This window comes from Streptomyces odonnellii, assembly GCF_000981895.1.
Classification (GTDB): domain Bacteria; phylum Actinomycetota; class Actinomycetes; order Streptomycetales; family Streptomycetaceae; genus Streptomyces; species Streptomyces odonnellii.
In genome coordinates this window covers 1-24,675 of sequence record NZ_LATD01000285.1, presented here as the reverse complement: position 1 = coordinate 24,675, position 24,675 = coordinate 1, and the positions used below count along the sequence as shown (strand labels likewise).

19 protein-coding genes are annotated in these 24,675 nt (G+C 69.3%); 5 read left to right on the top strand and 14 right to left on the bottom strand.

The window, feature by feature from the left end:
* The 4 genes from kdpC to kdpF all read right to left on the bottom strand — a co-directional run.
* A partial coding sequence (gene kdpC / locus WH07_RS24950; protein ID WP_063775823.1) for a K(+)-transporting ATPase subunit C occupies positions 1 to 571 on the bottom strand: 571 nt, incomplete at its 3' end.
* Between the two features lie 84 nt (positions 572 to 655).
* Complete coding sequence (gene kdpB, locus WH07_RS24945) at positions 656 to 2,743, bottom strand: potassium-transporting ATPase subunit KdpB (protein ID WP_232789051.1); 2,088 nt, start codon at positions 2,741 to 2,743, stop codon at positions 656 to 658.
* 146 nt (positions 2,744 to 2,889) lie between these two features.
* The gene (kdpA, locus tag WH07_RS24940; protein WP_046504282.1) at positions 2,890 to 4,554 is read right to left on the bottom strand and encodes a potassium-transporting ATPase subunit KdpA; all 1,665 of its coding nucleotides are present in this window, start codon (positions 4,552 to 4,554) and stop codon (positions 2,890 to 2,892) included.
* 37 nt (positions 4,555 to 4,591) lie between these two features.
* Positions 4,592 to 4,681, bottom strand: coding sequence for a K(+)-transporting ATPase subunit F (gene kdpF, locus WH07_RS36720; protein ID WP_063775822.1), 90 nt, complete (start codon positions 4,679 to 4,681; stop codon positions 4,592 to 4,594).
* A gap of 654 nt (positions 4,682 to 5,335) precedes the next feature.
* Between kdpF and WH07_RS24935 the strand changes: the two genes are divergently transcribed.
* Both WH07_RS24935 and WH07_RS24930 read left to right on the top strand, forming a co-directional pair.
* Positions 5,336 to 6,040 (top strand): fasciclin domain-containing protein, encoded by a 705-nt coding sequence (locus WH07_RS24935; protein WP_046504280.1) that lies wholly within the window; start codon positions 5,336 to 5,338, stop codon positions 6,038 to 6,040.
* A gap of 349 nt (positions 6,041 to 6,389) precedes the next feature.
* Positions 6,390 to 7,847 (top strand): multicopper oxidase family protein, encoded by a 1,458-nt coding sequence (locus tag WH07_RS24930; RefSeq protein ID WP_046504278.1) that lies wholly within the window; start codon positions 6,390 to 6,392, stop codon positions 7,845 to 7,847.
* Positions 7,848 to 7,907: 60 nt separating this feature from the next.
* On the opposite strand, the gene WH07_RS24925 is transcribed toward WH07_RS24930, so the two are convergent.
* The gene (locus tag WH07_RS24925; protein ID WP_046504277.1) at positions 7,908 to 8,369 is read right to left on the bottom strand and encodes an anthrone oxygenase family protein; all 462 of its coding nucleotides are present in this window, start codon (positions 8,367 to 8,369) and stop codon (positions 7,908 to 7,910) included.
* Between the two features lie 348 nt (positions 8,370 to 8,717).
* Between WH07_RS24925 and WH07_RS24920 the strand changes: the two genes are divergently transcribed.
* Complete coding sequence (locus tag WH07_RS24920; protein ID WP_046504275.1) at positions 8,718 to 9,527, top strand: helix-turn-helix transcriptional regulator; 810 nt, start codon at positions 8,718 to 8,720, stop codon at positions 9,525 to 9,527.
* Between the two features lie 94 nt (positions 9,528 to 9,621).
* On the opposite strand, the gene WH07_RS24915 is transcribed toward WH07_RS24920, so the two are convergent.
* From WH07_RS24915 to iolC, 8 genes are all read right to left on the bottom strand, one after another.
* A complete protein-coding gene (locus WH07_RS24915; RefSeq protein WP_046504273.1) occupies positions 9,622 to 10,479 on the bottom strand; it encodes an ABC transporter permease in 858 nt (285 codons plus the stop codon).
* Positions 10,476 to 13,121 carry an alpha/beta fold hydrolase gene (locus tag WH07_RS24910; RefSeq protein WP_079023538.1) on the bottom strand — a complete coding sequence of 882 codons (2,646 nt, stop codon included), beginning with the start codon at positions 13,119 to 13,121 and terminating at the stop codon, positions 10,476 to 10,478. Before WH07_RS24910 ends, WH07_RS24915 begins: the two co-directional genes overlap by 4 nt.
* A gap of 205 nt (positions 13,122 to 13,326) precedes the next feature.
* On the bottom strand, positions 13,327 to 15,168 hold the full coding sequence (gene asnB / locus WH07_RS24905) for an asparagine synthase (glutamine-hydrolyzing) (RefSeq protein WP_046504271.1): 1,842 nt from the start codon (positions 15,166 to 15,168) through the stop codon (positions 13,327 to 13,329).
* 355 nt (positions 15,169 to 15,523) lie between these two features.
* Entirely contained in the window at positions 15,524 to 17,023 is a 1,500-nt protein-coding gene (mmsA, locus tag WH07_RS24900) for a CoA-acylating methylmalonate-semialdehyde dehydrogenase (RefSeq protein ID WP_046504268.1), read from the bottom strand.
* An 11-nt stretch (positions 17,024 to 17,034) separates the two neighbouring features.
* On the bottom strand, positions 17,035 to 18,918 hold the full coding sequence (gene iolD / locus WH07_RS24895; protein WP_046504265.1) for a 3D-(3,5/4)-trihydroxycyclohexane-1,2-dione acylhydrolase (decyclizing): 1,884 nt from the start codon (positions 18,916 to 18,918) through the stop codon (positions 17,035 to 17,037).
* On the bottom strand, positions 18,915 to 19,814 hold the full coding sequence (iolB, locus tag WH07_RS24890; RefSeq protein ID WP_046504263.1) for a 5-deoxy-glucuronate isomerase: 900 nt from the start codon (positions 19,812 to 19,814) through the stop codon (positions 18,915 to 18,917). Before iolB ends, iolD begins: the two co-directional genes overlap by 4 nt.
* A gap of 17 nt (positions 19,815 to 19,831) precedes the next feature.
* Positions 19,832 to 20,725 (bottom strand): Cgl0159 family (beta/alpha)8-fold protein, encoded by an 894-nt coding sequence (locus WH07_RS24885; RefSeq protein WP_046504260.1) that lies wholly within the window; start codon positions 20,723 to 20,725, stop codon positions 19,832 to 19,834.
* Complete coding sequence (gene iolC, locus WH07_RS24880; protein ID WP_046504257.1) at positions 20,722 to 21,894, bottom strand: 5-dehydro-2-deoxygluconokinase; 1,173 nt, start codon at positions 21,892 to 21,894, stop codon at positions 20,722 to 20,724. The genes WH07_RS24885 and iolC overlap by 4 nt, the downstream gene beginning before the upstream one ends.
* 164 nt (positions 21,895 to 22,058) lie before the next feature.
* On the opposite strand from iolC, the gene WH07_RS24875 reads away from it, so the two are divergent.
* Together WH07_RS24875 and WH07_RS24870 are read left to right on the top strand one after the other, a co-directional pair.
* The gene (locus tag WH07_RS24875; RefSeq protein ID WP_046504284.1) at positions 22,059 to 22,970 is read left to right on the top strand and encodes a sugar phosphate isomerase/epimerase family protein; all 912 of its coding nucleotides are present in this window, start codon (positions 22,059 to 22,061) and stop codon (positions 22,968 to 22,970) included.
* 239 nt (positions 22,971 to 23,209) lie between these two features.
* The gene (locus WH07_RS24870; protein ID WP_046504254.1) at positions 23,210 to 23,407 is read left to right on the top strand and encodes a helix-turn-helix transcriptional regulator; all 198 of its coding nucleotides are present in this window, start codon (positions 23,210 to 23,212) and stop codon (positions 23,405 to 23,407) included.
* 105 nt (positions 23,408 to 23,512) lie between these two features.
* On the opposite strand, the gene WH07_RS24865 is transcribed toward WH07_RS24870, so the two are convergent.
* The coding region (locus WH07_RS24865) for an MMPL family transporter (protein ID WP_046504251.1) at positions 23,513 to 24,675 on the bottom strand (1,163 nt) is incomplete at its 5' end.

Here is a 24,675-nt window from a genome sequence, read left to right as displayed (position 1 = left end):
CCAGAAACCCGCCGCTCCCGCCCCCCACCCGGTCCGCGACCAGTTTCCGTACCACTGCCGGGCTCAGTCCGCGCGCCCGTGCCACCCGGTCGACCTGCTGGTTCGCGTACGCACGCGAGATATGCGGATCGAGCCCCGAGCCCGAGGCGGTGAGCGCGTCCACGGGCACGTGGCTCGGGTCCACGCCGTCGAAGGCGGCCACCGCGGCCCTGCGCTGCTTGATCGTTCTGATCAGGACGGGGTTGTTGGGACCCAGATTGGAAGCGCCCGAGCTGGTCGGGTCGTACCCCCTCGCACCCGCCGCCGACGGGCGCGGCTGGAACCATCTGGGGTCCGGCCCGCCGGGCCGCCCGCCCCTCTTCGGCAGATCGAAGTTCTGGCCGAGCAGCCTCGACCCCACCGGCTCGCCGTGATCGCTGATCAGCGAGCCGTCGGCCTCGGAAGGAAAGGCGACCTGAGCGATCCCCGTGATCACCAGCGGGTAGCAGACTCCCGTGATCACGGTGAGCACCAGCAGCATCCGCAGCGCCGACAGATGGTGCCGCAGGACGGTACGGAAAGAAACGGACACGAGGCAGTCGCTTTCTCACTCGATCAGATTGAGTTTCCCGGGTCCCCGGATTGAGTTTCCGCAGCTCAGGCCTTGTTCGACCGGTCAGCGCAAACCGGGGACGAATTGGATGATCAGATCGATCACCTTGATCCCCACGAACGGAAGAACCAGTCCGCCCAGCCCGTACAGCCAGATGTTGCGGCTCAGCAGCGCGGACGCCGACGACGGCCGGTAGCGGACGCCGCGCAGCGCCAGCGGGATCAGCGCCACGATGATCAGCGCGTTGAAGATGATCGCTGACGAGATCGCCGAGGTCGGACTGTGCAGCCTCATCACGTTGAGGTTGTCGAGTCCCGGATAGACGACCGCGAACATCGCGGGAATGATCGCGAAGTACTTCGCCACATCATTGGCGATCGAGAAGGTCGTCAACGCTCCCCGCGTAATCAGAAGCTGTTTTCCGATGGCGACAATCTCGATCAGTTTTGTTGGATTCGAGTCCAGGTCCACCATGTTCCCGGCCTCTTTGGCGGCCGATGTCCCCGTGTTCATGGCCACCCCGACATCCGCCTGCGCCAGCGCAGGGGCGTCGTTCGTACCGTCCCCCGTCATCGCGACCAGCTTGCCGCCGCCCTGTTCGCTCCTGATGAGCGCCATCTTGTCCTCGGGGGTGGCCTCGGCGAGGAAGTCGTCCACCCCCGCCTCCTCCGCGATCGCCCTGGCCGTCAGCGGATTGTCGCCGGTGATCATGACCGTTCTGATGCCCATCCGGCGCAGCTCGTCGAACCGCTCCCGCATCCCCTCCTTCACCACATCCTTGAGATGGATGACCCCCAGCACCCGGGCACTTCGCACCCGCGCGTCGCCGCTGGTCATCGCCTCGGCCACAACCAGCGGAGTGCCGCCGCTCGCCGAGATCCCGTCCACGATCGCGCCGGCCGCCCTCGTGGCCGTACCGACGGCCGCGCCCTCGCCGCCCGCGTGCTCGCGTACCCAGCGCATCACCGCCGCGGCGGCCCCCTTGCGCAGAGAGCGGATGCCGCCGTCCGGGAGGGTCAGATCGACCCCGCTCATCCGGCTCTGCGCGGTGAACGGTACGAACTCCGCGTCCGCCAGCTCGCCCTCCTCCCGGCCGCGCAGCGCGTACCGTTCCTTGGCGAGTACGACGATCGAGCGGCCCTCGGGGGTCTCGTCGACGATGGACGAGATCTGGGCGGCATCGGCGAGTTCCTCGACACCGACCCCTTCGACCGGCAGGAATTCGGCGGCCTGCCGGTTGCCCAGGGTGATCGTGCCGGTCTTGTCGAGCAGCAGGGTGTTGACGTCCCCGGCCGCCTCGACCGCGCGTCCCGACATCGCCAGTACATTGCGCTGCACCAGCCGGTCCATGCCCGCGATCCCGATCGCGGAGAGCAGCGCGCCGATGGTGGTGGGGATCAGCGCGACGACCAGGGCGATCAGGATGACGATCGGCTGCTCCGCGTGCGCGTAGATCGCGAAGGGCTGGAGGGTCACCACCGCGATCAGGAAGACGATGGTCAGCGAGGCGAGCAGGATGTTCAGCGCGATCTCGTTGGGGGTCTTCTGCCGGGCCGCGCCCTCGACCATGGCGATCATCCGGTCGATGAAGGTCTCGCCCGGCCTGGAGGTGATCCGTACGACGATACGGTCGGACAGCACCTTCGTTCCGCCGGTCACCGCCGAACGGTCGCCGCCGGATTCGCGGATGACCGGTGCCGATTCCCCCGTGATCGCCGATTCGTCCACACTCGCGACACCCTCGACCACATCTCCGTCGCCCGGGATGATCTGTCCCGCCTCGATCACCACGTAGTCGCCCAGCCGGAGTTGAGTGGCCGACACCTGCTCCTCGACCGGGTCCCGTGTGCCCGGCTTCCAACCGCTGGGCAGCCGCCGTGCGACGGTGTCGGTTTTCGTACGGCGCAGGGTCTCGGCCTGTGCTTTGCCCCGGCCCTCGGCGACGGCCTCGGAGAGATTGGCGAACACCGTGGTCAGCCAGAGCCAGACGGTGATCACCCATGCGAACACACTGGGGTGGATGATCGCCGAGACGGTGGTGAAGACCGCGCCCACCTCGACGACGAACATCACAGGGCTGTGGAACATCAGGCGGGGATCGAGCTTGCGCAGCGCGCCGGGGAAGGAGGTGACCAACTGGCGCGGGTCCATCAGTCCGCCGGCGATCCGGCGAGTGTTCGGCGCGAGCGGGTCCTTCGGAGCCGGCGGCCGGTCCGGCACGGCGCCCGAGGCGGTACCGCCCGATTTGGGGTCGCCCGGGTTGGCGTCGTCGGGTTTCGGGTCCGGGTTCGTGGGCATCAGCGCAGCCCTTCCGCGAGCGGCCCCAGCGCGAGTGCGGGGAAGTAGGTCAGGCCGACGACGATCAGGATCACGCCCGTCAGCAGGCCGACGAAGAGCGGCCGGTGCGTGGGCAGCGTGCCCGCGGTGACGGGGACCGGCTGCTGCGCGGCGAGGGATCCGGCGAGGGCCAGGACGAAGACGATGGGCAGGAAGCGGCCGATGAGCATCGCCAGGCCGAGGGCGGTGTTGTACCAGACGGTATTGGCGGACAGCCCCGCGAAGGCGGAGCCATTGTTGTTGGCCGCCGAGGTGAACGCGTACAGCACCTCGGAGAAACCGTGCGGCCCGGGATTGAGCATCGCCGCCCGTTCCCCGGGCAGCGCCATGGCGATCCCCGCGCCGGTGAGCACCACTGCGGGGGTGGTGAGGATATAGAGCGAGGCGAATTTCATCTGCTGCCCACGCAGTTTCTTGCCCAGATATTCGGGGGTACGGCCGACCATCAGCCCGGCGACGAAGACGGCCACGATCGCCAGGACGAGAATGCCGTAGAGGCCCGATCCCGTACCGCCCGGGGCGATTTCACCCAGCATCATGTTGAAGATCGTCATTCCGCCGCCGCCCGGCGTGTACGAGTCGTGGAAGGAATTGACGGCGCCACAGGATGTCAGTGTGGTGGCCGCGGCGAAGAGCGCGGAGGACCAGATACCGAAGCGCTGCTCCTTGCCCTCCATCATTCCGCCGGCCGTGTGGCCTGCCGAACTGCTCACGCTGTGCAGTTCGTTCGCTGTGACAATGGCGACGGAGGCGGCCCAGATCAGGGCCATGACGCCGACGATCGCGTAACCCTGGCGACGGTCGCCGGTCATCGTGCCGAAGGTGCGCGGCAGCGAGAAGGGGATCACCAAAAGCAGATAGATCTCCAGCCAGTTGGTGAAGCCGGTCGGATTCTCGAAGGGATGGGCGGAATTGGCGTTGTAGAAACCACCGCCGTTGGTGCCCAGCTCCTTGATGACCTCCTGCGAGGCGACCGGGCCGCCGGTGATGCTCTGCATGTCACCGGAGAGAGTCATGACCGGCTGAATGCCATGGAAGTTCTGTACGACTCCCGACGCCACCAGCACGATCGCGAAGACGACACAGATCGGCAGCAGAACACGCAGCACGATCCTGGTGAGATCCACCCAGAAATTGCCGACCCGGTCGGTCTTCTGCCGGGTGAAACCCCGGATGAGAGCGGCGACCACGGCGATTCCGACGGCGGCTGAGACAAAGTTCTGCACGGCGAGCCCCGCCATCTGTACGAGATGGCCGAGCGCCGACTCCCCAGAGTAGGACTGCCAGTTCGTGTTCGTGACAAAGGAAACGGCCGTATTGAACGACTGATCGGCGTCCATGGCCGGGGTGTTCAGCGCGAGCGGAAAATGGTTCTGCAATCGCAGGAACGCATAGAGGAACAGTACGGAGACGAGCGAGAAGGCGAGCACACTGCGCAGAAAGGCGGCCCAGGTCTGGTCGGCGTCGGCGGCGACCCCGCCGAGACGGTAGAGCAGCCGCTCCGTCCGCCGGTGCCGGGGGGAGGTCAGGACGTACGCCATGTAGTCGCCCAGCGGCCGGAAGGAGAGGGCGAGCGCCACCACCAGGGCGAGAATCTGGAGCCACCCGGCGAGGGGGTCGTTCATGAAGAACCTTTCCTGGACCTTTCCACGTGCTGGAGGTCTAGAAGCGCTCGGGAAAGAGCAGGCAGAAGATCAGATAGACGACGAGCAGCACGGCGACGGCCAGCCCGGCCAGATTCTCGGCACTCACAGCCGGCCCGCCCCCTTCGCGGCCAGGCCGATCAGCATGAAGACCGCGAGTGTGAGCACGATGTAGATGAGGTCGGACATCTGCACCCCGTGACGTGGGACGGTAAGGACGTGGGACGGTAAGAGGAAGGCCGGGCGCGGCGCCTGCCGACGGCGGACATTCGACGCTATCGGCCACTCGACTGGCGGCCTCCTGACACGCCGGAGCCGATCGAGTGGCGGGCGGCCGACCGGGGGTCCGGACGGGCGGCCGGACAGGCGGCTGAGGGGGTTCCGGCCCACGGCGAACCGAGCCGAGCGGGCGGCCCATACCAGCGATCCGGGTGCTCCGCCCGAGATGCCGAGGCCGGAGAGGCGGGACTACGCTTTACGGGCGGCTTGATCGAACACCACAATCGAACACAGCAACGGCCAACAATCGATCAGCAGACGATCGACATGAGTGGCAGGCCGGACGGGTGAGAGCGCCCCGTCCGGCATCGCGCCCGGGCACCCCGGGCCGCCCTCCCCGGGCCCGCACCTCCGGGCCCGCGCTCCCCCGGCCGTCTCAGGACCCGCCGCCCAGGACCCGTCGGCCCCAGCCGCCGCCGACGCCTCCGGGTGCGACTCCGGGCCCGAGCCGGGGCCCTCCTCCCGCAGGAAGAGGAATCGAACCATGAACCGGACCCGTCTCCGCACCACAGCCATGGCCGCGGCCACCGCGGTGGCCCTCCCGGTCTCGCTGGGAGTCCTGGCACCCCAGGCTCTCGCCACCCCGGCATCGAGCCACTCCCGCTCGGCCGGTACGCCGATGTCGCCCACCACCCCGACGTCGCCCGGTGCGTCCGTGTCCCCGAGCCCCTCGGAATCGCCCTCACCGAACGCATCGGTGTCCCCCGGCGCGGCCCCCTTCGGCCCCGGGTGCTCGTCGCTGCTGCGGCAGGGCGTCAACGGCACCTTCGCCAGGATGGCGACCCAGCCGGTGGTCACCGCGCTGGCGGAGAACACGCATCTCTCCACCTTTGTCGCCCTGGTGGAGAAGGCCAAGCTGGCCGACAAGCTGAACTCCGCGAAGGACATCACCGTCTTCGCCCCGACCAACGACGCCTTCGCCAAGCTCTCCAAACCGCAGCTCGACCAGTTCCGCAACAACGAGGCGCAGCTCAGGAAACTCCTGAACTACACCGCGGCGGAGAAGAAGATCACCCCCGAGCAGCTCCCGGACGGCCACTTCACGACCCTGGAGGGCAGCACGCTCACCACGTCGGGCTCCGGTCAGTCGTTCAAGGTCGACAACACCGCGAACATCGTCTGCGGTGACGTCGCCACCGAGAACGCCACGGTGTACGTGATCGACACCGTGCTGATGCCGCCGAGCTGACCACTCCGGCGCATCCCGCCGGCGCCCGGGCCTCCAGGAGGGGACCGGGCGCCGGTCATGCGTGTACGAGGAGCTTGCCCCGCCCGTACGGCCAACTCCCCGGACCGGCCCCCGACCGACAGGGAGTTGGCCGGGAATGGCTGGATTCCGGTGGAGGAGCGCTGGATCCCCGCTGGACCTGTACTGGATCCGTACTGGACCCCTAATCGGCGATAGACGGCACAAACGGCATGACCGCCGACCACACAGGATCGATCACCACCGGGAGTTCGCTTTCGGATAGGTAGCATCCCCGCGATCGGAACGGGGACCGACTCCTTTTCCCCGGCATCCCGGAAAGGTTTTCCTTGTGCTTTCTCGTCGTCATGCGATACGGATCGGGCTCACCGCGGGAGCCCTCGGCGTCACCGGTGCCACCGGCTGGACGGCCCAGGCGCTGAGCAGCCGCGGCGCCCGGAGTGCGGCAGGGGCGGCGACCGCCGCCCAAGTCACCCCGTTCGGTGTGCCCCTCACCCGGCCCCCGGTCCTGGAACCGGTCCGCAGATCGGCGACCACCGACTACTACTCGGTGGTGATGACCAAGGCGCGGCGCGAGATCCTCCCGGGCACCGCCACCGAACTGTTCACCTACAACGGCTCCTTCCCGGGCCCCACGATCCGCGCCCGCTCCGGGCGGACCGTGGTGGTCAAGCAGGTCAACTCGCTGACCATGCCGACCTCGGTGCATCTGCACGGAGGCAACAATCCCCCGGCCGACGACGGCGGCGCCATGGACACGATCGCGCCGGGTGCGAGCAGGACGTACACCTATGCCAACGCCCAGCCGGCCGCCACCCTGTGGATGCACGACCACGCGCACCACATGGAGTCGGAGCACGTGTACCGCGGGCTGTCCAATGTCTATCTGCTGGGCGACGACAAGGAGGACACGCTCGGGCTGCCGTCCGGTGAGTTCGAGATGCCGCTGGTCCTGCGCGACGCGCGGTTCGACGAGAACGCGCAGCTCGTCTATGAGATGGACGACGCGTTCAACCGGACGACGATCCTGGTCAACGGCAGGCCGTGGCCGGTGATGAAGGTCAAGGGGCGCAAATACCGCCTCCGGCTGGTCAACGCCTCCAATCTGCGGTTCTTCGCGCTTGAGCTCTCCGACGGCAGCCCGATGACCCAGATAGGCTCCGACGGCGGACTGCTGGAGAAGCCGGTTCCGGCCACACAGCTTCTGCTCACCCCCGGTGAACGCGCCGATCTGGTCATCGACTTCGCCCAGTACCGCCCCGGCACCCAGCTCGTCCTGAAGAATGTGATGGGTCCGGGGCCGGTGGAGGAGGTCGGCCAGGTCATGCGGTTCGACGTCGGCGCCCGGGTGCACGACCCGAGCAGGGTCCCCGCCACCCTCACCTCACTGTCGACGCCGCGGAAGGCCACCGTGGAGCGGAGCTTCCAGCTCAGCATGGACGAGACGGGCGCCACTCAGCAGGGCTACATCAACGGCAAGGGCTATGACCCGAACCGTATCGACACGACGGTGAACTGGGGCGCCACCGAGATCTGGACCGTCACCAACGCCAGCACGCTCATACCGCACAACTTCCATATGCACCTGGTGCAGTTCCGCGTCCTCGAACGCGACGGGGGCCCGGTCCCTGCCTCGGAGGCGGGGCGCAAGGACACCGTGGTGGTGATGCCCGGTCAGACCGTCAAACTCTCAGTGACGTTCAACAGCCATCGCGGAGTGTTCCCGTACCACTGCCATCTGATCGACCATGGCGGGATGGGCATGATGGCCAACTTCAAGGTCGTCTGACGCCCCCCGGCCGTGCCGCCCAGCCCGCCTCCGCCGACTCGTCTCCGGTTCGCCCGCTCGTTACGAGAGGGTGGCGCTGACCACCAGGATGAAGCCGACGACGGAGAAGAAGGTGCGGGCCCGGTGGCAGGCGTTCCAGCGCGACTCGAACGCCTTGCGCACCACGCTGTCGGGAGAGGAAGTCGACGCGGCGAGCTGGTTGTTGAGCGGGACATTGCCGCCGATGGTGATGAAGTGGTTGAGGACCACGCAGACCAGTCCCGCCACCAGAAGCCACTTCTGGTTCTCGGAGCGGCCGTCGACGGGAACGGCGAGGGCCGCTATCGGGAAGCCCACGATGGCGAAGAAGGTCAGCAGGAAGAGCGGGCGCGGCACCAGCTCGTTGATCCTGCGCATGGCCGGGACGAACTGCTCGTCCGTCAGCCGGGCGAGGGCGGGCATGACACCGGTCTGGAATATGAGGAAGTTCCCCGCGTACAGACCCGTCGAGATCGCGGAAAGCGCGAGCAGCAAAGTGGGCATGGGGCCCATCATCTCGCACCAAGAACCCTGCGTGGAGCCATTCTTGAGTGCTCCTCGATCAGGGTGGACGGTCACCTGTGCGGGTCATTCTCGCCGGTGAACAACAGACGGCGCGTCGGCTGCTCATGACAGTTCTCCCTCCGTCTCGTCTGTCTCGCTTGTCACGGGTTGTCCCGGACGGCTTGTCTTGTTTCATACCAAGTGATCACCAGCGTGCCCCGGAAAGGGCCGATTACCGAGGCTCTGGCATGGAGTCGCCACTCTCTGAACTGCACTTGTCACGGTGAGCGATGATGTGCGTACATGGAGTGGCGTACGGCTCCGAGGGGATGGCGGGGGTGGTCAGCCGTGGTGGATGTTCCAGGGTCCGTGCTCAACAGGTCGGCACTGTCGTTGGCGGTGGTGCGGGAGGACGTGGTGGACACGCTCCACCCTCCCGGCCGGCAGATCCGAGGGGTGCGTCAGGTGATGGCCACACTGACGGCCCTGGTCCGCTCCGCCCGTCGTGAGCTGCTGGTCTTCGACGATCCGGGGAGCTGTCTGGGCCAGTGCATTCCCGAGCAGTTCCTGGAGTTCGCGGGCGCCTGCGTACGGGCGGCGGGCGACCAGGACTGGCAGGACGGCGGCGCCGGCCCCGGCCGCGGCGCCGGAACGGGCTCCGGCGGGAAGGGACGGGCGCGGGCGCCCTCGGTCGGTGTGCGCAGAATCGTGCCCCGGCATGGGCTGGCCGGGCTTCCGTACCCACTGCCGCGCCAGCTTCCCGGCCGGGCCAGGCAGACGGACTCCATCCCGTTCAAGATGATCCTGGTCGACCGCACGGTCGCCGCGATCCCCATCGATCTCCAACTCCACTATCACGGAGTGCTTCTGATCCGCGATCCGGTGGTCGTCCAGGCTCTGGTCCGTACGCACCAGGCCTGGTGGGAGACCGGCGAGGAGCTTCCCACAGCAGCGCTCCCCACCCCAGGGGTGCTGCCGGGACAACTGCGGCCCGTGCTGGAGGCACTGCTGGCCGGGCTCACGGACGAGACGGCGGCGACCCGGCTGGGGATGTCGAGCCGTACGTACAGCCGACGCGTGGGCGAACTGCTCACCGCCCTGGGTACGACGAGCCGCTTCCGGGCGGGCGCGGAAGCGGCTCGAAGGGGGTGGATCTGAGGATCCGGTCGATCTCAGGGATCCGGTCGATCTACGGATCCGAGTGCGCGTACGGGCGCTGCCCACGTATGCGCACCAGTGCTACGAGACGGTGCTACGAGACGATGTCCTTGCGCGAGAAGCCGCGGAAGGCCAGGGCGAAGAGGACCAGGGCATAGGTCACCGAGACCGCGACGCCCTTCAGCATGCCGCCCCATTCGAGCTGCGGCTGAAGCGCGTCCGCCCAGGCGAACTGCCAGTGCGCGGGCAGGAATTCCCGCCAGGAGCCGAGCGCCGTGACGGCGTCCAGCACATTGCCCACGATCGTCAGCCCGACCGCGCCGCCGACCGCGCCCAGCGGCGCGTCGGTCTTGGTCGACAGCCAGAACGCAAGCCCCGCGGTGACCAGTTGGGAGACAAAGATGAACGCGACGATCAGAGCCAGCCGAGGCAGAGCGTCCCCGGAGGTCAGGGAGCCGCCCGTCGGCAGTTCGAGGGGCCGCCAGCCGTACGCCGCCGTGCCCACCACCAGACCGATCAGCGGCAGCAGCGCCATCGCCGCCGCGCTCATGGCGAGCGCGACCACCAGCTTGCTCCAGAGCAGCCGGGCCCGGGGCACGGGCGCGGCCAGGAGATAGCGCAGTGAGGACCAGCTCGCCTCGGACGCCACCGTGTCCCCGCAGAACAGCGCGACGGGCACCACCAGCAGAAAGCCCGCGGAGACAAAGAGACAGGTGGCGGCGAAGTTGGCGCCGGAGGCGGTCGCGGTCTCGATCAGGGTGATCCGGTTGTTCTCGCCCGGGCCCGGAGTGCCGCCGATGGCGAAGGCCACGACCAGGACGAAGGGCAGCGCGGCCAGCACGCCCGCCATCGCCACGGTCCGCCTCCGCTTGAGCTGGCGCAGCGCCTCGACCCGTAGCGGCAGGGTGTGCCGTGCCCGGTAACCGGGGGCCGACTCGATCAGCGCGCTCATGCGGAGCCTCCTGAGATCAGGGTGAGGAACGCGTCCTCCAGACGGTGGTGCGGCCCGACGCCCGTTATGGGTACGTCCAGCCGTACCAGCTCGGTGATCAGCGAGCTGCTGCTCACGCCGTCGAGCCGTACGAGCAGTCCGGCGTCCGTGAGCACGGCCGAGCCGATCCCCGCCAGTGCGGAGATCTTCTCCACGACGGGCTCCGGTACCTGCTCGGCGGTGGTGATCAGCAGGGTGTCGCCCGAGCCGGTGATCTCCGCGACCGGGCCCGCCTGGATGAGCTGCCCGCGGTGCATGACCACAAGATGCGTACAGGACTGTTCGACCTCGGAGAGGAGATGGCTGGAGACGATGACCGTCCTTCCGCCGGCCGCGTATCTGATCATCACGTCCCGCATCTCACGGATCTGCGGCGGGTCGAGACCGTTGGTCGGTTCGTCGAGAATCAGCAGATCGGGCATACCGAGCATGGCCTGGGCGATGGCGAGCCGCTGCCGCATGCCCTGCGAGTAGGTGCGTACGGCCCGGGCGAGCGCGTCCCCGAGCCCGGCGATCTCCAGTGCCTCGTCGATGTGCGAGTCCTCGGCGGGGCGGCCGGTGGCCTGCCAGTACAGCTCCAGATTGGCGCGTCCGGAGAGATGCGGCAGGAAGCCCGCGCCCTCGACGAACGAGCCGACCCGGGAGAGCACCGGGGCGCCGGGCCGTATGGCATGGCCGAAGACCCGGATCTCGCCCGCGTCCGGACTGATCAGCCCCATCAGCATGCGCAGGGTGGTGGTCTTGCCCGCGCCGTTCGGGCCGAGCAGACCGAGCACCTGCCCCTTGTCGACCCGGAAGGAGAGGTCTTTCACCGCGTACCGGTCGGCGGACTTGGCGTACCGCTTCGTCAGGCCGGTGATCTGGAGGGGCACTTCGGCGAGCGCCGGGTCGGGCTCCGGGGCGCTGGTACGGCGGCGCGCGGTGAGCAGCAGCGCGGCCGCGATCAGCGCGCCGGCGGCCGGGAGTCCCCAGATCCACCAGGGCAGCGCGGCGGAACCGGTGGTGAGGGCGGGCACGGTGGGCACCTTCAGCGGACCGTCCAGGGAGACCCGGTAGACGGCCGGAGCGACCGGCGAGGCATAGCCGAGGTCGGTGGCGGAGAGGACCACCCGCAGCCGGTGGCCGGCCACGACCTGGTGGTCGATGGCAGGCAGTGTCAGCTCCACGGTCCTGCCCTGCTTCGCGTCCGTGACCCGTACGGGCGCGACGAGCTGGGAGGGCAGCACCTGCTGCCGGCCGTCGGGCCCCACGTCGTGCACCTTGGCGAAGAGCACCGCGTCACCGGTGCTGGAGCTGACCGTGGCCCGGACGGTCGGCGAGCCGGTGATCCGCAGCGAGTGGTCCAGCGGCCGGGAGTCGAAGCCCGCGAACTGCCCGGGGAAGTCACGGGAGAGCCCGACGCCCAGCGTGGAGAGCTGGGAGATCCCGCCGGTCAGGCCCGGTACGGCCGAGACGGCGGGCGGGGTGGCGCCGGCCGGGTTGGCGAAAGTGCGGGGGCGGGTGCCGCCGCTGAGCGGGACGGTGGTGGTGCCGCTCTCCAGCCCCGGGTAGCGGTCGCTGCTCGCGCCCCGGAGCCTGGTCTCACCGTCGGTGGAGTCGATTCCTCCGGTACGGCTGACCCGGAACGCGGGTCCGGTGTCCGTGCCCTTCTCGTCCTTGAGATAGCGGTCGAACCAGGAGGAGATCCGGCCTTCGAGCCGGTCGGTCTCCAGGTCTCCGCCGTCGTGTCCGCCTGCCAGCCAGTCGACATCGACGGGGGCGCCATTGGCGCTGATCGCCTTGGCCATGGCATCGGCCTGGCCGAGCGGGAAGAGGGAGTCGGTCTGGCCCTGCATGATCAGCGCGGGCACCTCAATCCGGTCGCCCACGGCGGACGGACTGCGCTGTTCAAGCAGTTCACGGGCGGCGGCGTCCGGCGTGCCGGAGACGGCGACCCGCTGGTACATCGCGCAGAGCTGCTTCTCGAAGGTCGTGCAGCCGCCACCGGTGGAGAAGAAGATCCCGGCCCAGAGCTTCTTGAAGACGCCCTCGGGGAAGAGGGCGTCGGCGAGGTTCCAGTAGGTGATCAGCGGGGCGATCGCGTCGACCCGCCGGTCGTATCCCGCGGCGAGCAGCGAGACGGCGCCGCCGTAGGAGGCGCCGGTCACCCCCACCCGGGGGTCGCCCTTGGAGTCGAGCCGGACCTCGGGCCGTTCCGCCAGCCAGTCGATCAGCCGCGAGACGTCCTTGACCTCATGGGCGGGGTCATTGAGCCCGATCTCTCCGGTGGACTTGCCGAAGCCACGCGCGGACCAGGTCAGCACCGCGTATCCGTCGCGTGCGAGCTTCTCGGCCTGGGTCCGCACATCGTCCTTGCTGCCGCCGAAGCCGTGCCCGATGAGCACGGCGGGCCGGCGCCCGTCGCCGGGGGTGCCGGAGGTGAAGTACGAGGTGTCGATCCGGGCGCCCGGCATGTCCAGCACCTGGTCCTGCTGGTGCACGGCGGGCGGGCCGTCCGAGGCGACGGCGGTCCAGGTACCGGCTCCGGCGAGCACGGCGAGGGCTGCCACGCCCGCGAGCCAGCGCGGGCGCCACCGGGACCGGTGGGGGGTTCGGGTCTCCATGATTGAACCCTAAACGGGGCCCTGGCACCGGCGCTGCTGACACCGGTCGGAACTGGGCGGCCTTCTCGAGTAGTAGAGAGGCGGCGCCATGTACACCAGACGCGGTATGCGCACCGTACCGAGCGGCGCCGAGCAGCCCTCGCTACCCGGGCGGTCAAAAGCGAGCAGGGCTGGTCAGAAGCAGTCGGGGTGGTTGAGTCGGCGATCAGGCCGACACGATTTCCGGGCGGTACATCTCCAGCCAGAGCGCCAGATCCAGCGTGCGTTCCAGACCGCGCCGCGAGGCCATGGTGACCTGCGGAGTGTGCCGTTCCACCGCGGTGCGGACCTTGGCGGGGTCGAGCAGGGCGAAGACCGGGTGGGAGGGATCGGCGAGCAGATCCCTGGCGTATTCCTGAAGAGCGATGCCGTACCTGGGGTCCTGGGTGGTGGGATAGGGGCTCTTCACCCGGTCGTAGACCGACCTCGGCAGCAGATCGGCCGTCGCCTCCCGCAGCAGACTCTTCTCCCTGCCGTCGAAGGACTTCAGCGACCAGGGGGCGTTGTACACGTACTCGACCAGCCGGTGGTCGCAGTACGGCACCCGCACCTCCAGCCCGACGGCCATGCTCATCCGGTCCTTCCGGTCGAGCAGCAGCCGTACGAAACGGGTCAGATGGAGGTAGCTGATCCTTCGCATCCGGTACTCGAAGTCGCTCTCGCCGTCGAGGCGCGCGATTCCGGCGACGGCCGTCGCATAGCTGTCGCGCAGGAAGCCCGGCATGTCCAGGGCAGCGTTCACGTCGGGCCGCAGCACAGCGGCGTCGTCCCCGACCATCTCGTCGAACCGCACCAGCCAGGGGAACGTGTCGCCCCGTCTGGCCTCCTCGTCGAAGAACTGGAGGTACCCGCCGAAGACCTCGTCCGCCGACTCGCCGGAGAGCGCGACCGTCGAGTGCTCCCTGATCGCCCGGAAGAGCAGATAGAGCGAGGCGTCCATGTCACCGAGCCCCATGGGAAGGTCACGGGCCTTGATCACCCGCCTCCGCACCTCGGGATCGGCGAGGGCGTTAGAATCGAGCACGATGTCCTGGTGCACCGTGCCCGACGCGCGTGCCACATCGTGGACGAACGGGGTGTCCGGAGTGGTACGGAGTGCGTCGGCGACGAAGTGCTCGGTCTGGCCGACGAAGTCGACGGCGAAACTGCGGACCTTCTCGCCGCTCTCCGCGAGCTGCCGGGCGGCCAGCGAGGTCATCGCGGAGGAGTCGAGCCCGCCGGACAGGAGCGTGCAGCGTGGTACGTCCGAGACGAGCTGGCGGCGCACGGTGTCGTCGAGGAGCGCCCGTACCCGCGCCACCGTGGTGTCCTGGTCGTCGGGGTGCGGCCGGGTCTCCAGGGACCAGTAGACCTGGCGGCGCAGGCCGCTCCGGTCCACGGTCACGACCGTGCCGGGCTCGACCTCGCGCATTCCCTCCCAGACCGCGTGACCAGGGGTTTTCACAAAGGCGAACAGTTCACGCAGCCCGTCGAGGCCGACCCGGGCACGGGCGAGCGGGTTGGCGAGGATCGCCTTGGGCTCGGAGCCGAAGAGCACTCCGTCGGCGGTCGGGTAGTAGTAGAGGGGCTTGATGCCCATCCGGTCGCGGATCAGTACGAGCTTCTCGTGCCTGGCGTCCCAGACCGCGAAGGCGTACATCCCGTTGAGATGCTCGGCCATGGCCTCGCCCCACTCCAGATAGCCGTGCAGGACGACCTCGGTGTCGGAGTCGGTGAGGAAGCGATGGCCACGCCCGGCCAGCTCCCGGCGCAGCTCGGTGAAGTTGTAGGCCTCGCCGGAGTAGACGAGCGCGAGCGTGCCCTGCGGAGTCGCGAGGGTCATCGGCTGCCGCCCGCCGGGCAGGTCGATGATCGCCAGCCGCCGGTGCCCGAGGGCGGCGGGCCCGCTGACCCAGGTGCCTCCCGCGTCGGGGCCCCGGCACGCCATCGTCGCGGTCATCGCGTCGAGCGTCGCGGAGGCGTCGAGCTGTGCACGGTCGAAGGAGACCCAACCGGTGATGCCACACATGTGTGTCCTCCTGCTTCCGGTCGCCGGACCAGTTGTATCCAGCATCTAACTTAGGAGCGTGTATCCGCACCCGCGCCCGGTCAACGCGGCCGTCGCGCCACCGGTCACGGGAGCGGACGGTCCGAGCGGTCCCTCGCAGGAGTGAGGGACGGGCTCACGGGGCGTGGCACGGCCGTTGAAGTGCCCCGGAGGCTTGATCGGAATGCGGGCAGAGAGTGGGCAAAGACTTCATCAACTGTTCCCGAACGGCCCACGACGACGGCCCGCACGGCCCACGACGAGCGGCGGCCCGCACGGACGAGATGTCCGTACGGGCCGCCGCTCATATGCTCCGGGGTCGCACACGCTCCGGGGCTCAGTGGTTGCGCGGGAATCCCAGGTCGACGCCCGCCGGGGCCTCGGACGGGTCGGGCCAGCGAGTGGTGACCACCTTGCCGCGCGTGTAGAAGTGCACTCCGTCGTTGCCGTAGATGTGGTGGTCGCCGAAGAGAGAGTCCTTCCAGCCACCGAAGGAGTGATAGCCGACGGGCACCGGGATCGGCACATTCACCCCGACCATCCCGGCCTCGATCTCCAACTGGAAGCGCCGGGCCGCGCCGCCGTCGCGGGTGAAGATGGCCGTTCCATTGCCGAACGGCGAGGCGTTGATCAGCTCCACGCCTTCCTCGTACGTCGCCGTACGCAGCACGCACAGCACCGGGCCGAAGATCTCGTCGCGATAGGCGTCGGAGTCGGTCGAGACCCGGTCGAGCAGGGACAGTCCGATCCAGTGGCCGTCCTCGAAGCCATCGACGGTGTGTCCCGTACCGTCCAGAACGACCTCGGCACCCTGGGCCGCCGCTCCCGTGACATACGAGGCGACCTTGTCGCGGTGGGCCTTGGTGATGAGCGGGCCCATCTCGGAGGACGGGTCGTTGCCGGGGCCGATCTTGATCTTCTCGGCGCGCTCCCGGATCTTGGCGACCAGTTCGTCACCGATCGCGCCCACCGCCACGACCGCCGAGATCGCCATGCACCGCTCGCCGGCCGAACCGTACGCCGCCGATACGGCCGCGTCCGCCGCCGCGTCCAGGTCGGCGTCGGGCAGCACCAGCATGTGGTTCTTGGCACCGCCGAGCGCCTGCACCCGCTTGCCGTTGGCGGAGGCCGTCGCGTGGATGTAGCGGGCGATCGGCGTGGAGCCGACGAAGGAGACCGCCGCCACATCCGGGTGCGCGAGCAGGGCGTCCACCGCGACCTTGTCGCCATGGACGACATTGAGCACCCCGTCGGGCAGCCCCGCCTCGGCGGCCAGTTCCGCCAGCAGATTCGCCGACGACGGGTCCTTCTCGCTGGGCTTCAGCACGAAGGTGTTGCCGCAGGCGATCGCCAGCGGGAACATCCACATCGGCACCATCGCCGGGAAGTTGAAGGGCGTGATGCCCGCGACGACGCCCAGCGGCTGACGGATCGCCGAGACGTCCACCCGGTTGGAGACCTGGGTGGACAGCTCTCCCTTGAGCTGGGTGGTGATCCCGCAGGCCAGCTCGACGATCTCCAGTCCGCGCGCGACCTCGCCGAGCGCATCCGAGTGGACCTTGCCGTGCTCGGCGGTGATCAGCGCGGCGATGTCGTCACGGCGCGCGTCGAGCAGGGCGCGGTAGCGGAAGAGAATGCCGGTGCGCTGGGCGAGGGACGAGGTCCCCCAGGTGGCGTACGCGGCCTTCGCCGCGGTGACCGCGCTGTCCACCTCCTCGACGGAGGCCAGCGCGACGCGCGTGGTGACGGCGCCGGTCGCCGGGTCGGTCACCGGACCCCAGTTGCCCGACGCGCCCTCGACGGCCTTGCCACCGATCCAGTGGTTGACGGTCTTCATTGCGTGCTCCTTCACAGATGACGGCGGCGGGCGGCGGCGTGCCGGTCGTATTCCTCGCGGGCCTTGACCGCGGCGGTACGGGTCGCGGTGCCGGCCACGGGGACATCCCACCACGCCTGGGCCGGGGGCACGCCCGACACAGTGTCTGCGGTTTCGGTCTCCACGTAGACACATGTGGGGGAGTCAGCCGCGCGTGCCTCGGCCAGTGCTTCACGCAGGTCACGGATGGTCTTGGCGCGGATCACCCGCATCCCGAGCGACGCCGCGTTGGCCGCGAGATCGACGGGCAACGGGGCGCCGGTGTACGTACCGTCGGCGGCCCGGAAGCGGTACGCCGTACCGAACCGTTCGGCGCCGACCGACTCGGAGAGCCCTCCGATGGAGGCGTAGCCATGGTTCTGGAGGATCACCACCTTGAGGGGCAGCCGCTCCTGGACACCGGTGACGATCTCGGTGGGATTCATCAGATACGTACCGTCCCCGACCAGTGCCCAGACCGGCCGGCCGGGATCGGCGAGCAGTACGCCGAGGGCGGCCGGGATCTCATAGCCCATGCAGGAGTAGCCGTATTCGATGTGGTACTGGTCGCGAGAGCGGGCCCGCCACAGCTTGTGGAGATCGCCGGGGAGCGACCCCGCCGCGTTGATCAGGATGTCCTCGCCGGTGACCAGCGCGTCGAGCACACCGAGGACCTGTGCCTGGGTGGGGCGCACCAGGTCCTCGTCCGCGGCGAACGCGGCGTCCACGCGGTACTCCCAGCGCTCCTTGTCCTCGCCGTACTCGGTCGCATACCCGGGCGCGACCCGGTACCCGTCCCCCTCGGTGAGGGCGGCGGTGAGTCCCTCCAGGGCGGTACGGGCGTCCGCCACCAGCGGGTGGGCCGCGAGCTTATGGGCGTCAAAACCGGTGACATTGATATTGAGGAAGCGGACCGCCGGATTCGCGAAGAGCGTGGCCGACGCGGTGGAGAAGTCCGACCAGCGGGTGCCGACGCCGATCACCAGATCCGCGGTCCTGGCCAGTTCATCGGCGGTGGCTGTGCCGGTGTGCCCGATTCCGCCGACATCGCAGGGGTGGTCGTACGGCAGTGAGCCCTTGCCGGCCTGAGTGGAGGCGACCGGGATACCGGTGGCGTCGGCCAGCGCGGCCAGCGCCTCCTCCGCCGCGCTGTAGTGCACCCCGCCGCCCGCGACCAGCAGAGGGCGCTCGGCTGCCCGTACCAGCCGTACCGCCTCGGCGAGTTCATCCGGATCGGGCGCCTGACGCCGGACCCGCCAGACGCGCTCGGCGAAGAACTCCTCCGGCCAGTCGTACACCTCCGCCTGCACATCCTGCGGCAGCGCGAGCGTGACGGCCCCGGTCTGCGCGGGGTCGCTGAGCACCCGCATCGCGGCGAGCGCGGCCGGAACGAGCGCCTCGGGGCGAGTGACGCGGTCGAAATACACCGAGACCGGCCGCAGGGCGTCATTGACGGATACATCGCCCGCGGAGGGGACTTCGAGCTGCTGGAGTACGGGGTCGGCGGGACGGGTGGCGAAGGTGTCACCGGGGAGCAGCAGCACGGGGAGGCGGTTGATGGTGGCGAGTGCCGCACCGGTGACGAGATTGGTGGCGCCGGGGCCGATGGAGGTGGTCACGGCATGGGCGGAGAGGCGGCTGGACTGACGGGCATAGCCAACGGCGGCGTGGACCATGGCCTGTTCGTTCCGTCCCTGCAAGTACCTCATGTCGCCCGAGGACTGGACAAGGGCTTGGCCGATACCCGCCACATTGCCATGTCCGAAGATGCCCCAGGTGGCATTGACCAGACGCTGTCTGCGGCCGTCCCGTTCGCTGTACTGCCTGGTCAGGAAGGTGATCAGCGCCTGGGCGACGGTGAGTCGGCGTGTGCTCATCGGGGGCCCTCCTCGGCTCCGAGCGGCTGCGGCTCCGCTCCGTACAGCGGCAGTCGCGGGTCGACGGCGAGCCCCGGCCAGGTGTCCCTGATCCAGCCGTGGTCGGGATGGTCGCGGATGAGCCACTCCCTGGACTCCCCCGGTCCCGCCATCACATTCAGGTAGTACATGTCGCGGCCGGGCGCGGCGATCGACGGGCCGTGCCAGCCGTCCGGGATGAGGACGGTGTCGCCCGTACGGACCTCGGCGAGGACATCCGTACCGCCGGGGCGGGAGGGCGAGACCCGGTGGTAGCCGAGGCCGCCGCCGTCGATCTCGAAGTAGTAGATCTCCTCCAGCTCGGACTCGACGCCCGGCCGGTACTCGTCGTGCTTGTGCGGCGGGTACGACGACCAGTTGCCGCCCGGGGTGATCACTTCGACCGCGATGAGCCGGTCGCATTCGAAGACACCGGCGGCGGCGAAGTTGTTGACCTGGCGCGAGCAGGTGCCCGCGCCGCGCAACTCGACCGGAACCTCCGGCGCGGGGCCGTAGCGAGCGGGGAGTCGTCGCTCGCACCTCGCTCCTGCCAGGGCGAAGCGGCCTCCCGCACCGGAGGCGATCTGTGCATGGGCGTCGCGCGGAACGTACGCGAAGTCGGTGACTCCGCCGAACACGCTTTCCCTGCCCAGCAGTTCAAAAAACTCGCCCTGCGTGTGCACCGTACAACCGCCGGTGAGCGGAAGCACGATCCACTCGCTGTCCCCGGTGGCCAGGGAGTGGGTGCCACCGGGCGTGAGTTCCAGCACACGGAGGCTGCTGTGGGACCAGCCGGCCCGCTCGGGGCCGATGTCGAGGGCGTACGGTCCGGACGAGGCACTGCCCGCGGGCACATACCGGTCATGGTCGGTGGTCATACCGTCTCCCGTACCCACTAGAGCAGCCCCACCGCGATGTCGACAGCCCCCGCCACATCACCGTCTACCGGATAGAGCAGCGAGCGGCCCACGACCAGGCCCTGGACGGTGGGCAGCCGCAGCGCCCCGCGCCATTTCTCGTACGCGCCCTCCTGATCGCCCCCGATCTCGCCGCCGAGCAGGACGGCCGGAAGGGTCGAGGTCTCCATGACTCGGGCCATATCGTCGGGGTTCTGGGTAACGGGAACCTTCAACCAGGTGTACGCGGACGTACCGGCCAGCCCCGATGCGATGGCGATCGACCGTGTCACGGCCTCGGCGCCCAGGTCCGTACGGAGCCGTCCGTCGACGCGATGGCAGATGAACGGCTCGACGAAGACCGGCAGCCGGCGCTCGGCCATGGCGTCGATGGCGCGGGCGGAGGAGTAGAGGGTGTCCAGGGAGCGCGGATCCTCGTAGTCGATACGGAGCAGCAGCTTGCCCGCGTCGAAACCCAGCCGGGTGAGGTCCTCGGGGCGGTGCCCGGTGAAGCGGTCGTCGAGCTCGAAGGCGGCGCCCGCGAGGCCGCCGCGGTTCATCGAGCCGACGACGACCCGGTCCTCCAGGGCGCCGAGGAGCAGCAGGTCGTCAAGGATGTCGGCACTGGCGAGCACGCCGTCGACGCCGGGGCGCGACAGGGCGAGACACAGCCGCTCCAGCAGGTCGAGGCGGTCGGCCATGGCGAGGCGGCGGTCCCCGACGGCGAGGGCGCCGCGGGCCGGGTGATCGGCGGCGATGATCATGAGCCGGCCCGCGGAGGGGCCGGTGGACCGTATGAGGGGGCGGCGGATCCGGCGGGCGGCGGCCTCGGCGACGGCCTCGGGGCGCTGTGCGCGCAGCCTGACCAGCTCGGAGACATCGATGGCGGTCATGACAGCGCTCCCGGGGCGGACGTGCCGGAGGATGTCCCGGAAGGTGCGGCGGACCGGGTGCCGGACGGCTCGGCGGGCTCCTTACCTGGCCGGGTGCCGGACGGTCTGTCGGGTGCGGCGCCGGGTGGGGCGGCACCGGTCCGGTCGCTCTGCGGCGGAGCAGGAACGGGGTCCTGGGCCGGGAACGGGCCGCCCGCGAGCACCTGCGCCACCTCGTGTTCGTACGGCATCGCGGACGAACAGGCGAGACGGCTGGCGACGATGGCGCCCGCCGCGTTGGCGTACCGCATGACACGCTCCAGTTCCCAGCCGGCGAGCAGTCCGTGGCAGAGGGCTCCGCCGAACGCGTCCCCGGCGCCGAGGCCGTTGACGACCTCCACGGGGACGGGCGGCACATCGGCGCGGGTGCCGTCACGGTGGAGGGCGAGCACGCCCCTGGGTCCCTGTTTGACGACGGCCAGTTCGGCTCCGGCGGCCAGCAGCGCCCGCGCGGCGGCCTCGGGGTCGCGCTCCCCCACGGCCACCTCGCACTCGTCGAGATTGCCGACGGCGACCGTGGCATGCCGCAGGGCCTGTGCGTACAGCTTCCGTGGCTCGTCGCGCGGTCCGGCGGCGGCCGGGCCCTCGGTGTCGGCGTCCCCCGGCCAGAACATGGGGCGCCAGTCGAGGTCGAAGACGGTGATGCCGGACCTGGCGCGTGCCTCCAGTGCGGTGAGCGTCGCCGTACGGCTGGGCTCCGCGCACAGGCCGGTGCCGGTCATCCAGAAGATCCGGGCGGCGCGGATCGCGTCCAGGTCCAGTTCATGCGTGTGGATCTCCAGATCAGGGGCCTTGGGGAGCCGGTAGAAGTAGAGGGGGAAGTCGTCCGGCGGAAAGACCTCGCAGAAGGTGACGGGGGTCGGATAGCGGTCGACCGCGGTCACCCAGCGGTCGTCGACCCCGAACTCCCGCAGCGCCTGGTGGAGATAGTCCCCGAAGGCGTCCTGGCCGGTACGGGTGACAACGGCGGCGCGCCGCCCCAGCCGGGCCGCCGCGACCGCGACATTCGTCGCCGAGCCGCCGAGGAACTTCCCGAAGGTGTCCACCTGAGCCAGCGGGACTCCGGTCCGCAGCGGATAGATGTCGACGCCGATCCGGCCCATGGTGATCACGTCGTACGGCGCGGTCATACGCGGTCCCTTCGGTTCGACGGCCGGTGCCGGTCGGTTCGGCGGCCAGTGCCGGTCCCTGGCCAACCCCAGGTCTAATGGTCGTCCCCGGACCTGTCAACGTTTTGTCCTGACATTCGGACGAAGGCTTGACCTCTTTCGGCACGGCGGTAAAGCTGACCGGCATGACCTCCTCCGTGCCCACGCTCAACCGCATCCGGGTCGGGTCGGCCCCCGACTCCTGGGGGGTGTGGTTTCCCGACGATCCGCAGCAGGTCCCCTGGCGGCGCTTCCTCGACGAGGTCGCCGAGGCCGGCTACGAGTGGATCGAACTCGGCCCCTACGGCTATCTCCCCACCGATCCCGCCCGGCTGGGCGAGGAGACCGCCCGGCGCGGGCTGAAGGTCTCGGCCGGCACCGTCTTCACCGGGCTGCACCACGGGCCCGCGGTCTGGGAGAAGACCTGGGCGCATGTCGCCGACATCGCCGCGCTCACCCGGGCAATGGGCGCGGACCACCTCGTTGTCATCCCGTCCTTCTGGCGCGACGACAAGACCGGGAAGGTCCTGGAGGACCGGACCCTCACCGCCGCACAATGGCGCGATCTGACCACCCAGACGGAGCGCCTGGCGCGCGAGGTGCGTGACCGGTACGGACTGGGCATCGTCGTCCACCCGCATGCCGACACCCACATCGACAGCGAGGAGAACGTCAGCCGCTTCCTGGACGCCACCGATCCGGAGCTGGTGTCGCTCTGTCTGGACACCGGGCACTACGCCTACTGCGGCGGCGACAGCGTCAAGCTGATCGAGACCTATGGGGAGCGGATCGGCTATCTCCATCTCAAGCAGGTGGATCCGGAGATCCTCGCAGGGGTCGTCGCGGACGAGGTGCCCTTCGGCCCGGCCGTCGGGCGCGGGGTGATGTGCGAGCCGCCGAGCGGGGTGCCCGCGCTGGAGCCGGTCCTGGCGGCGGCCCAGCGGCTGGACGTCGACCTCTTCGCCATCGTCGAGCAGGACATGTATCCCTGTCCGCCCGACAAGCCGCTCCCTATCGCCACCCGCACCCGGCAGTTCCTGCGGAGCTGCGGCGCCTGATCACCTCGCCCCCTTTGATGTACACGCGTCACATGTGCCGTATCTGTCACAAGGGTCCCCCCAACGTCACACATATCTCCATTACACGGGTCTTCCGTCACAGGGAGGCGACAATTCCGCTTTCCACATCACTCTGCGTGGCTCGCTGGGCACAGGCTGATTGATCGCCAGCGTCCCAGCCGCAGTTCCCCCGACGGTCGACAGACCTCCCTGCGGCGGGCGCAGGGAGGTGCCAACTGATGACGGACAAAAGGCTCTGGTCCTACAAGGAGATCGCGGCGCATATCCGGGTACAACCGGACACGGTCCGCTCGTACCGCAAGCACGGACTGCTTCCGCAACCCGACCATGTGGAGAACGGCAAGCCCTACTGGTACGCGGACACCGTCCGAGCCTGGGTGGCCAAGCGTCCCGGTAACAGAGGCAGCAGAAGCTGATGCCGACCGCATCGGCGCACAGCGGTAGTTGACGAAGGGGCCCATGGGAGGTCCCGTACCGATCCGGTACGGGACCTCCCCCCTTCCTCTGCCGTATCCCCCGCGTCAGACTCCCGCCGTGTCCAAGTCCCGGTCCTCGTAACGGCCTTGGCCAGGGTCCTTGTCCCGAGCAACGGACTTGGCGCGCTCCCCGGGGCCCACTCCCGGCTCGCCCTCGCTCAGCCCGAACCGCGAGTGGAAGCGGCGCAGCGGGCCGGGCGCCCACCATGTCGCCTTCCCCGTCAGCTTCATCGCCGCCGGGACCAGCAGACTGCGCACCACCATCGCGTCCATGATCACAGCGAGCGCGATCCCCAGACCGAGCATCTTCGTATTGGTCACCCGCGAGGTGCCGATGGCGACCATGACCACCGCCAGGATCACGGCGGCCGCGGTGATCAGCCCTCCCGTGCGCCGGAGTCCGAAGGCCACCGCCTGCTCGTGGTCACCACTGCTGTCGTACTCCTCCTTGATCCGGGAGAGCAGGAAGACCCCGTAGTCCATGGAGAGCCCGAAGGCGACACAGAACATCAGCACCGGCAGGGTCGTCTCTATGTCCCCGGTGGAGGTGAAGGCCAGCAGCCCGGACAGATGGCCGTCCTGGAAGACCCAGACCACCGCCCCGAACATCGCCGTAAGACTCAGGGTGTTGAGCACGACCGCCTGGATCGGTATCAGCACACTGCCGGTGAGCAGGAAGACCAGCAGCAGGGTGACCACGACGATGATGCCCGCCGCCCACGGCAGCCGGTCCGCGATCGCGTCCTTGGAGTCGACCAGTACGGCTGCCGCGCCGGTCACCGAGGTGTCGAACGGGGCCTGTTCGGCACGGATCTCATGGACGAGCCGCTGGGACGCCTCGCCCACCGCCTCGCCTTCCGGCAGCACCGTGAAGTACCCGTGCCCGTCCGCGGTGACGGGACCGTCGACCCTCGCCACTCCCGGGAGAGCGGCTATCCGGCTGCGGTAGTCGGCGTACTGGGCGGGTGTGGCCGAGCCTTCCGCGAGAATCTCCAGGCCGCCGCTCGGGCTGCCGGGGAAGCCGTCCCGTATCTCCTCCTGGACCACCCGCGACTCGGCGCCGGCCGGAAGCTGACGGTGGTCGGCCGTGCCGAACTGGGCTCCCAGGAACGGGAGTCCGAGCAGCACCAGCCCGGCCGTCGTGGCGATCGCGAACAACGGCGCCCTCCGCATCACCAGCGCCGCCGTCCGCCCCCACCCGAGCCCCC

What these genes read in the sequence shown, in the direction of transcription:
- kdpB (WP_232789051.1), bottom strand. Translation starts at nt 2,743, where the DNA reads ATGGACCCGCGCCAGTTGGTCACCTCCTTCCCCGGCGCGCTGCGCAAG.
- WH07_RS24870 (WP_046504254.1), top strand. Translation starts at nt 23,210, where the DNA reads ATGACGGACAAAAGGCTCTGGTCCTACAAGGAGATCGCGGCGCATATC.
- WH07_RS24885 (WP_046504260.1), bottom strand. Translation starts at nt 20,725, where the DNA reads ATGACCGCCATCGATGTCTCCGAGCTGGTCAGGCTGCGCGCACAGCGC.
- mmsA (WP_046504268.1), bottom strand. Translation starts at nt 17,023, where the DNA reads ATGAAGACCGTCAACCACTGGATCGGTGGCAAGGCCGTCGAGGGCGCG.
- iolC (WP_046504257.1), bottom strand. Translation starts at nt 21,894, where the DNA reads ATGACCGCGCCGTACGACGTGATCACCATGGGCCGGATCGGCGTCGAC.
- kdpA (WP_046504282.1), bottom strand. Translation starts at nt 4,554, where the DNA reads ATGAACGACCCCCTCGCCGGGTGGCTCCAGATTCTCGCCCTGGTGGTG.
- WH07_RS24875 (WP_046504284.1), top strand. Translation starts at nt 22,059, where the DNA reads ATGACCTCCTCCGTGCCCACGCTCAACCGCATCCGGGTCGGGTCGGCC.
- WH07_RS24915 (WP_046504273.1), bottom strand. Translation starts at nt 10,479, where the DNA reads ATGAGCGCGCTGATCGAGTCGGCCCCCGGTTACCGGGCACGGCACACC.
- iolB (WP_046504263.1), bottom strand. Translation starts at nt 19,814, where the DNA reads ATGACCACCGACCATGACCGGTATGTGCCCGCGGGCAGTGCCTCGTCC.
- WH07_RS24910 (WP_079023538.1), bottom strand. Translation starts at nt 13,121, where the DNA reads ATGGAGACCCGAACCCCCCACCGGTCCCGGTGGCGCCCGCGCTGGCTC.
- WH07_RS24935 (WP_046504280.1), top strand. Translation starts at nt 5,336, where the DNA reads ATGAACCGGACCCGTCTCCGCACCACAGCCATGGCCGCGGCCACCGCG.
- iolD (WP_046504265.1), bottom strand. Translation starts at nt 18,918, where the DNA reads ATGAGCACACGCCGACTCACCGTCGCCCAGGCGCTGATCACCTTCCTG.
- WH07_RS24925 (WP_046504277.1), bottom strand. Translation starts at nt 8,369, where the DNA reads ATGCCCACTTTGCTGCTCGCGCTTTCCGCGATCTCGACGGGTCTGTAC.
- asnB (WP_046504271.1), bottom strand. Translation starts at nt 15,168, where the DNA reads ATGTGTGGCATCACCGGTTGGGTCTCCTTCGACCGTGCACAGCTCGAC.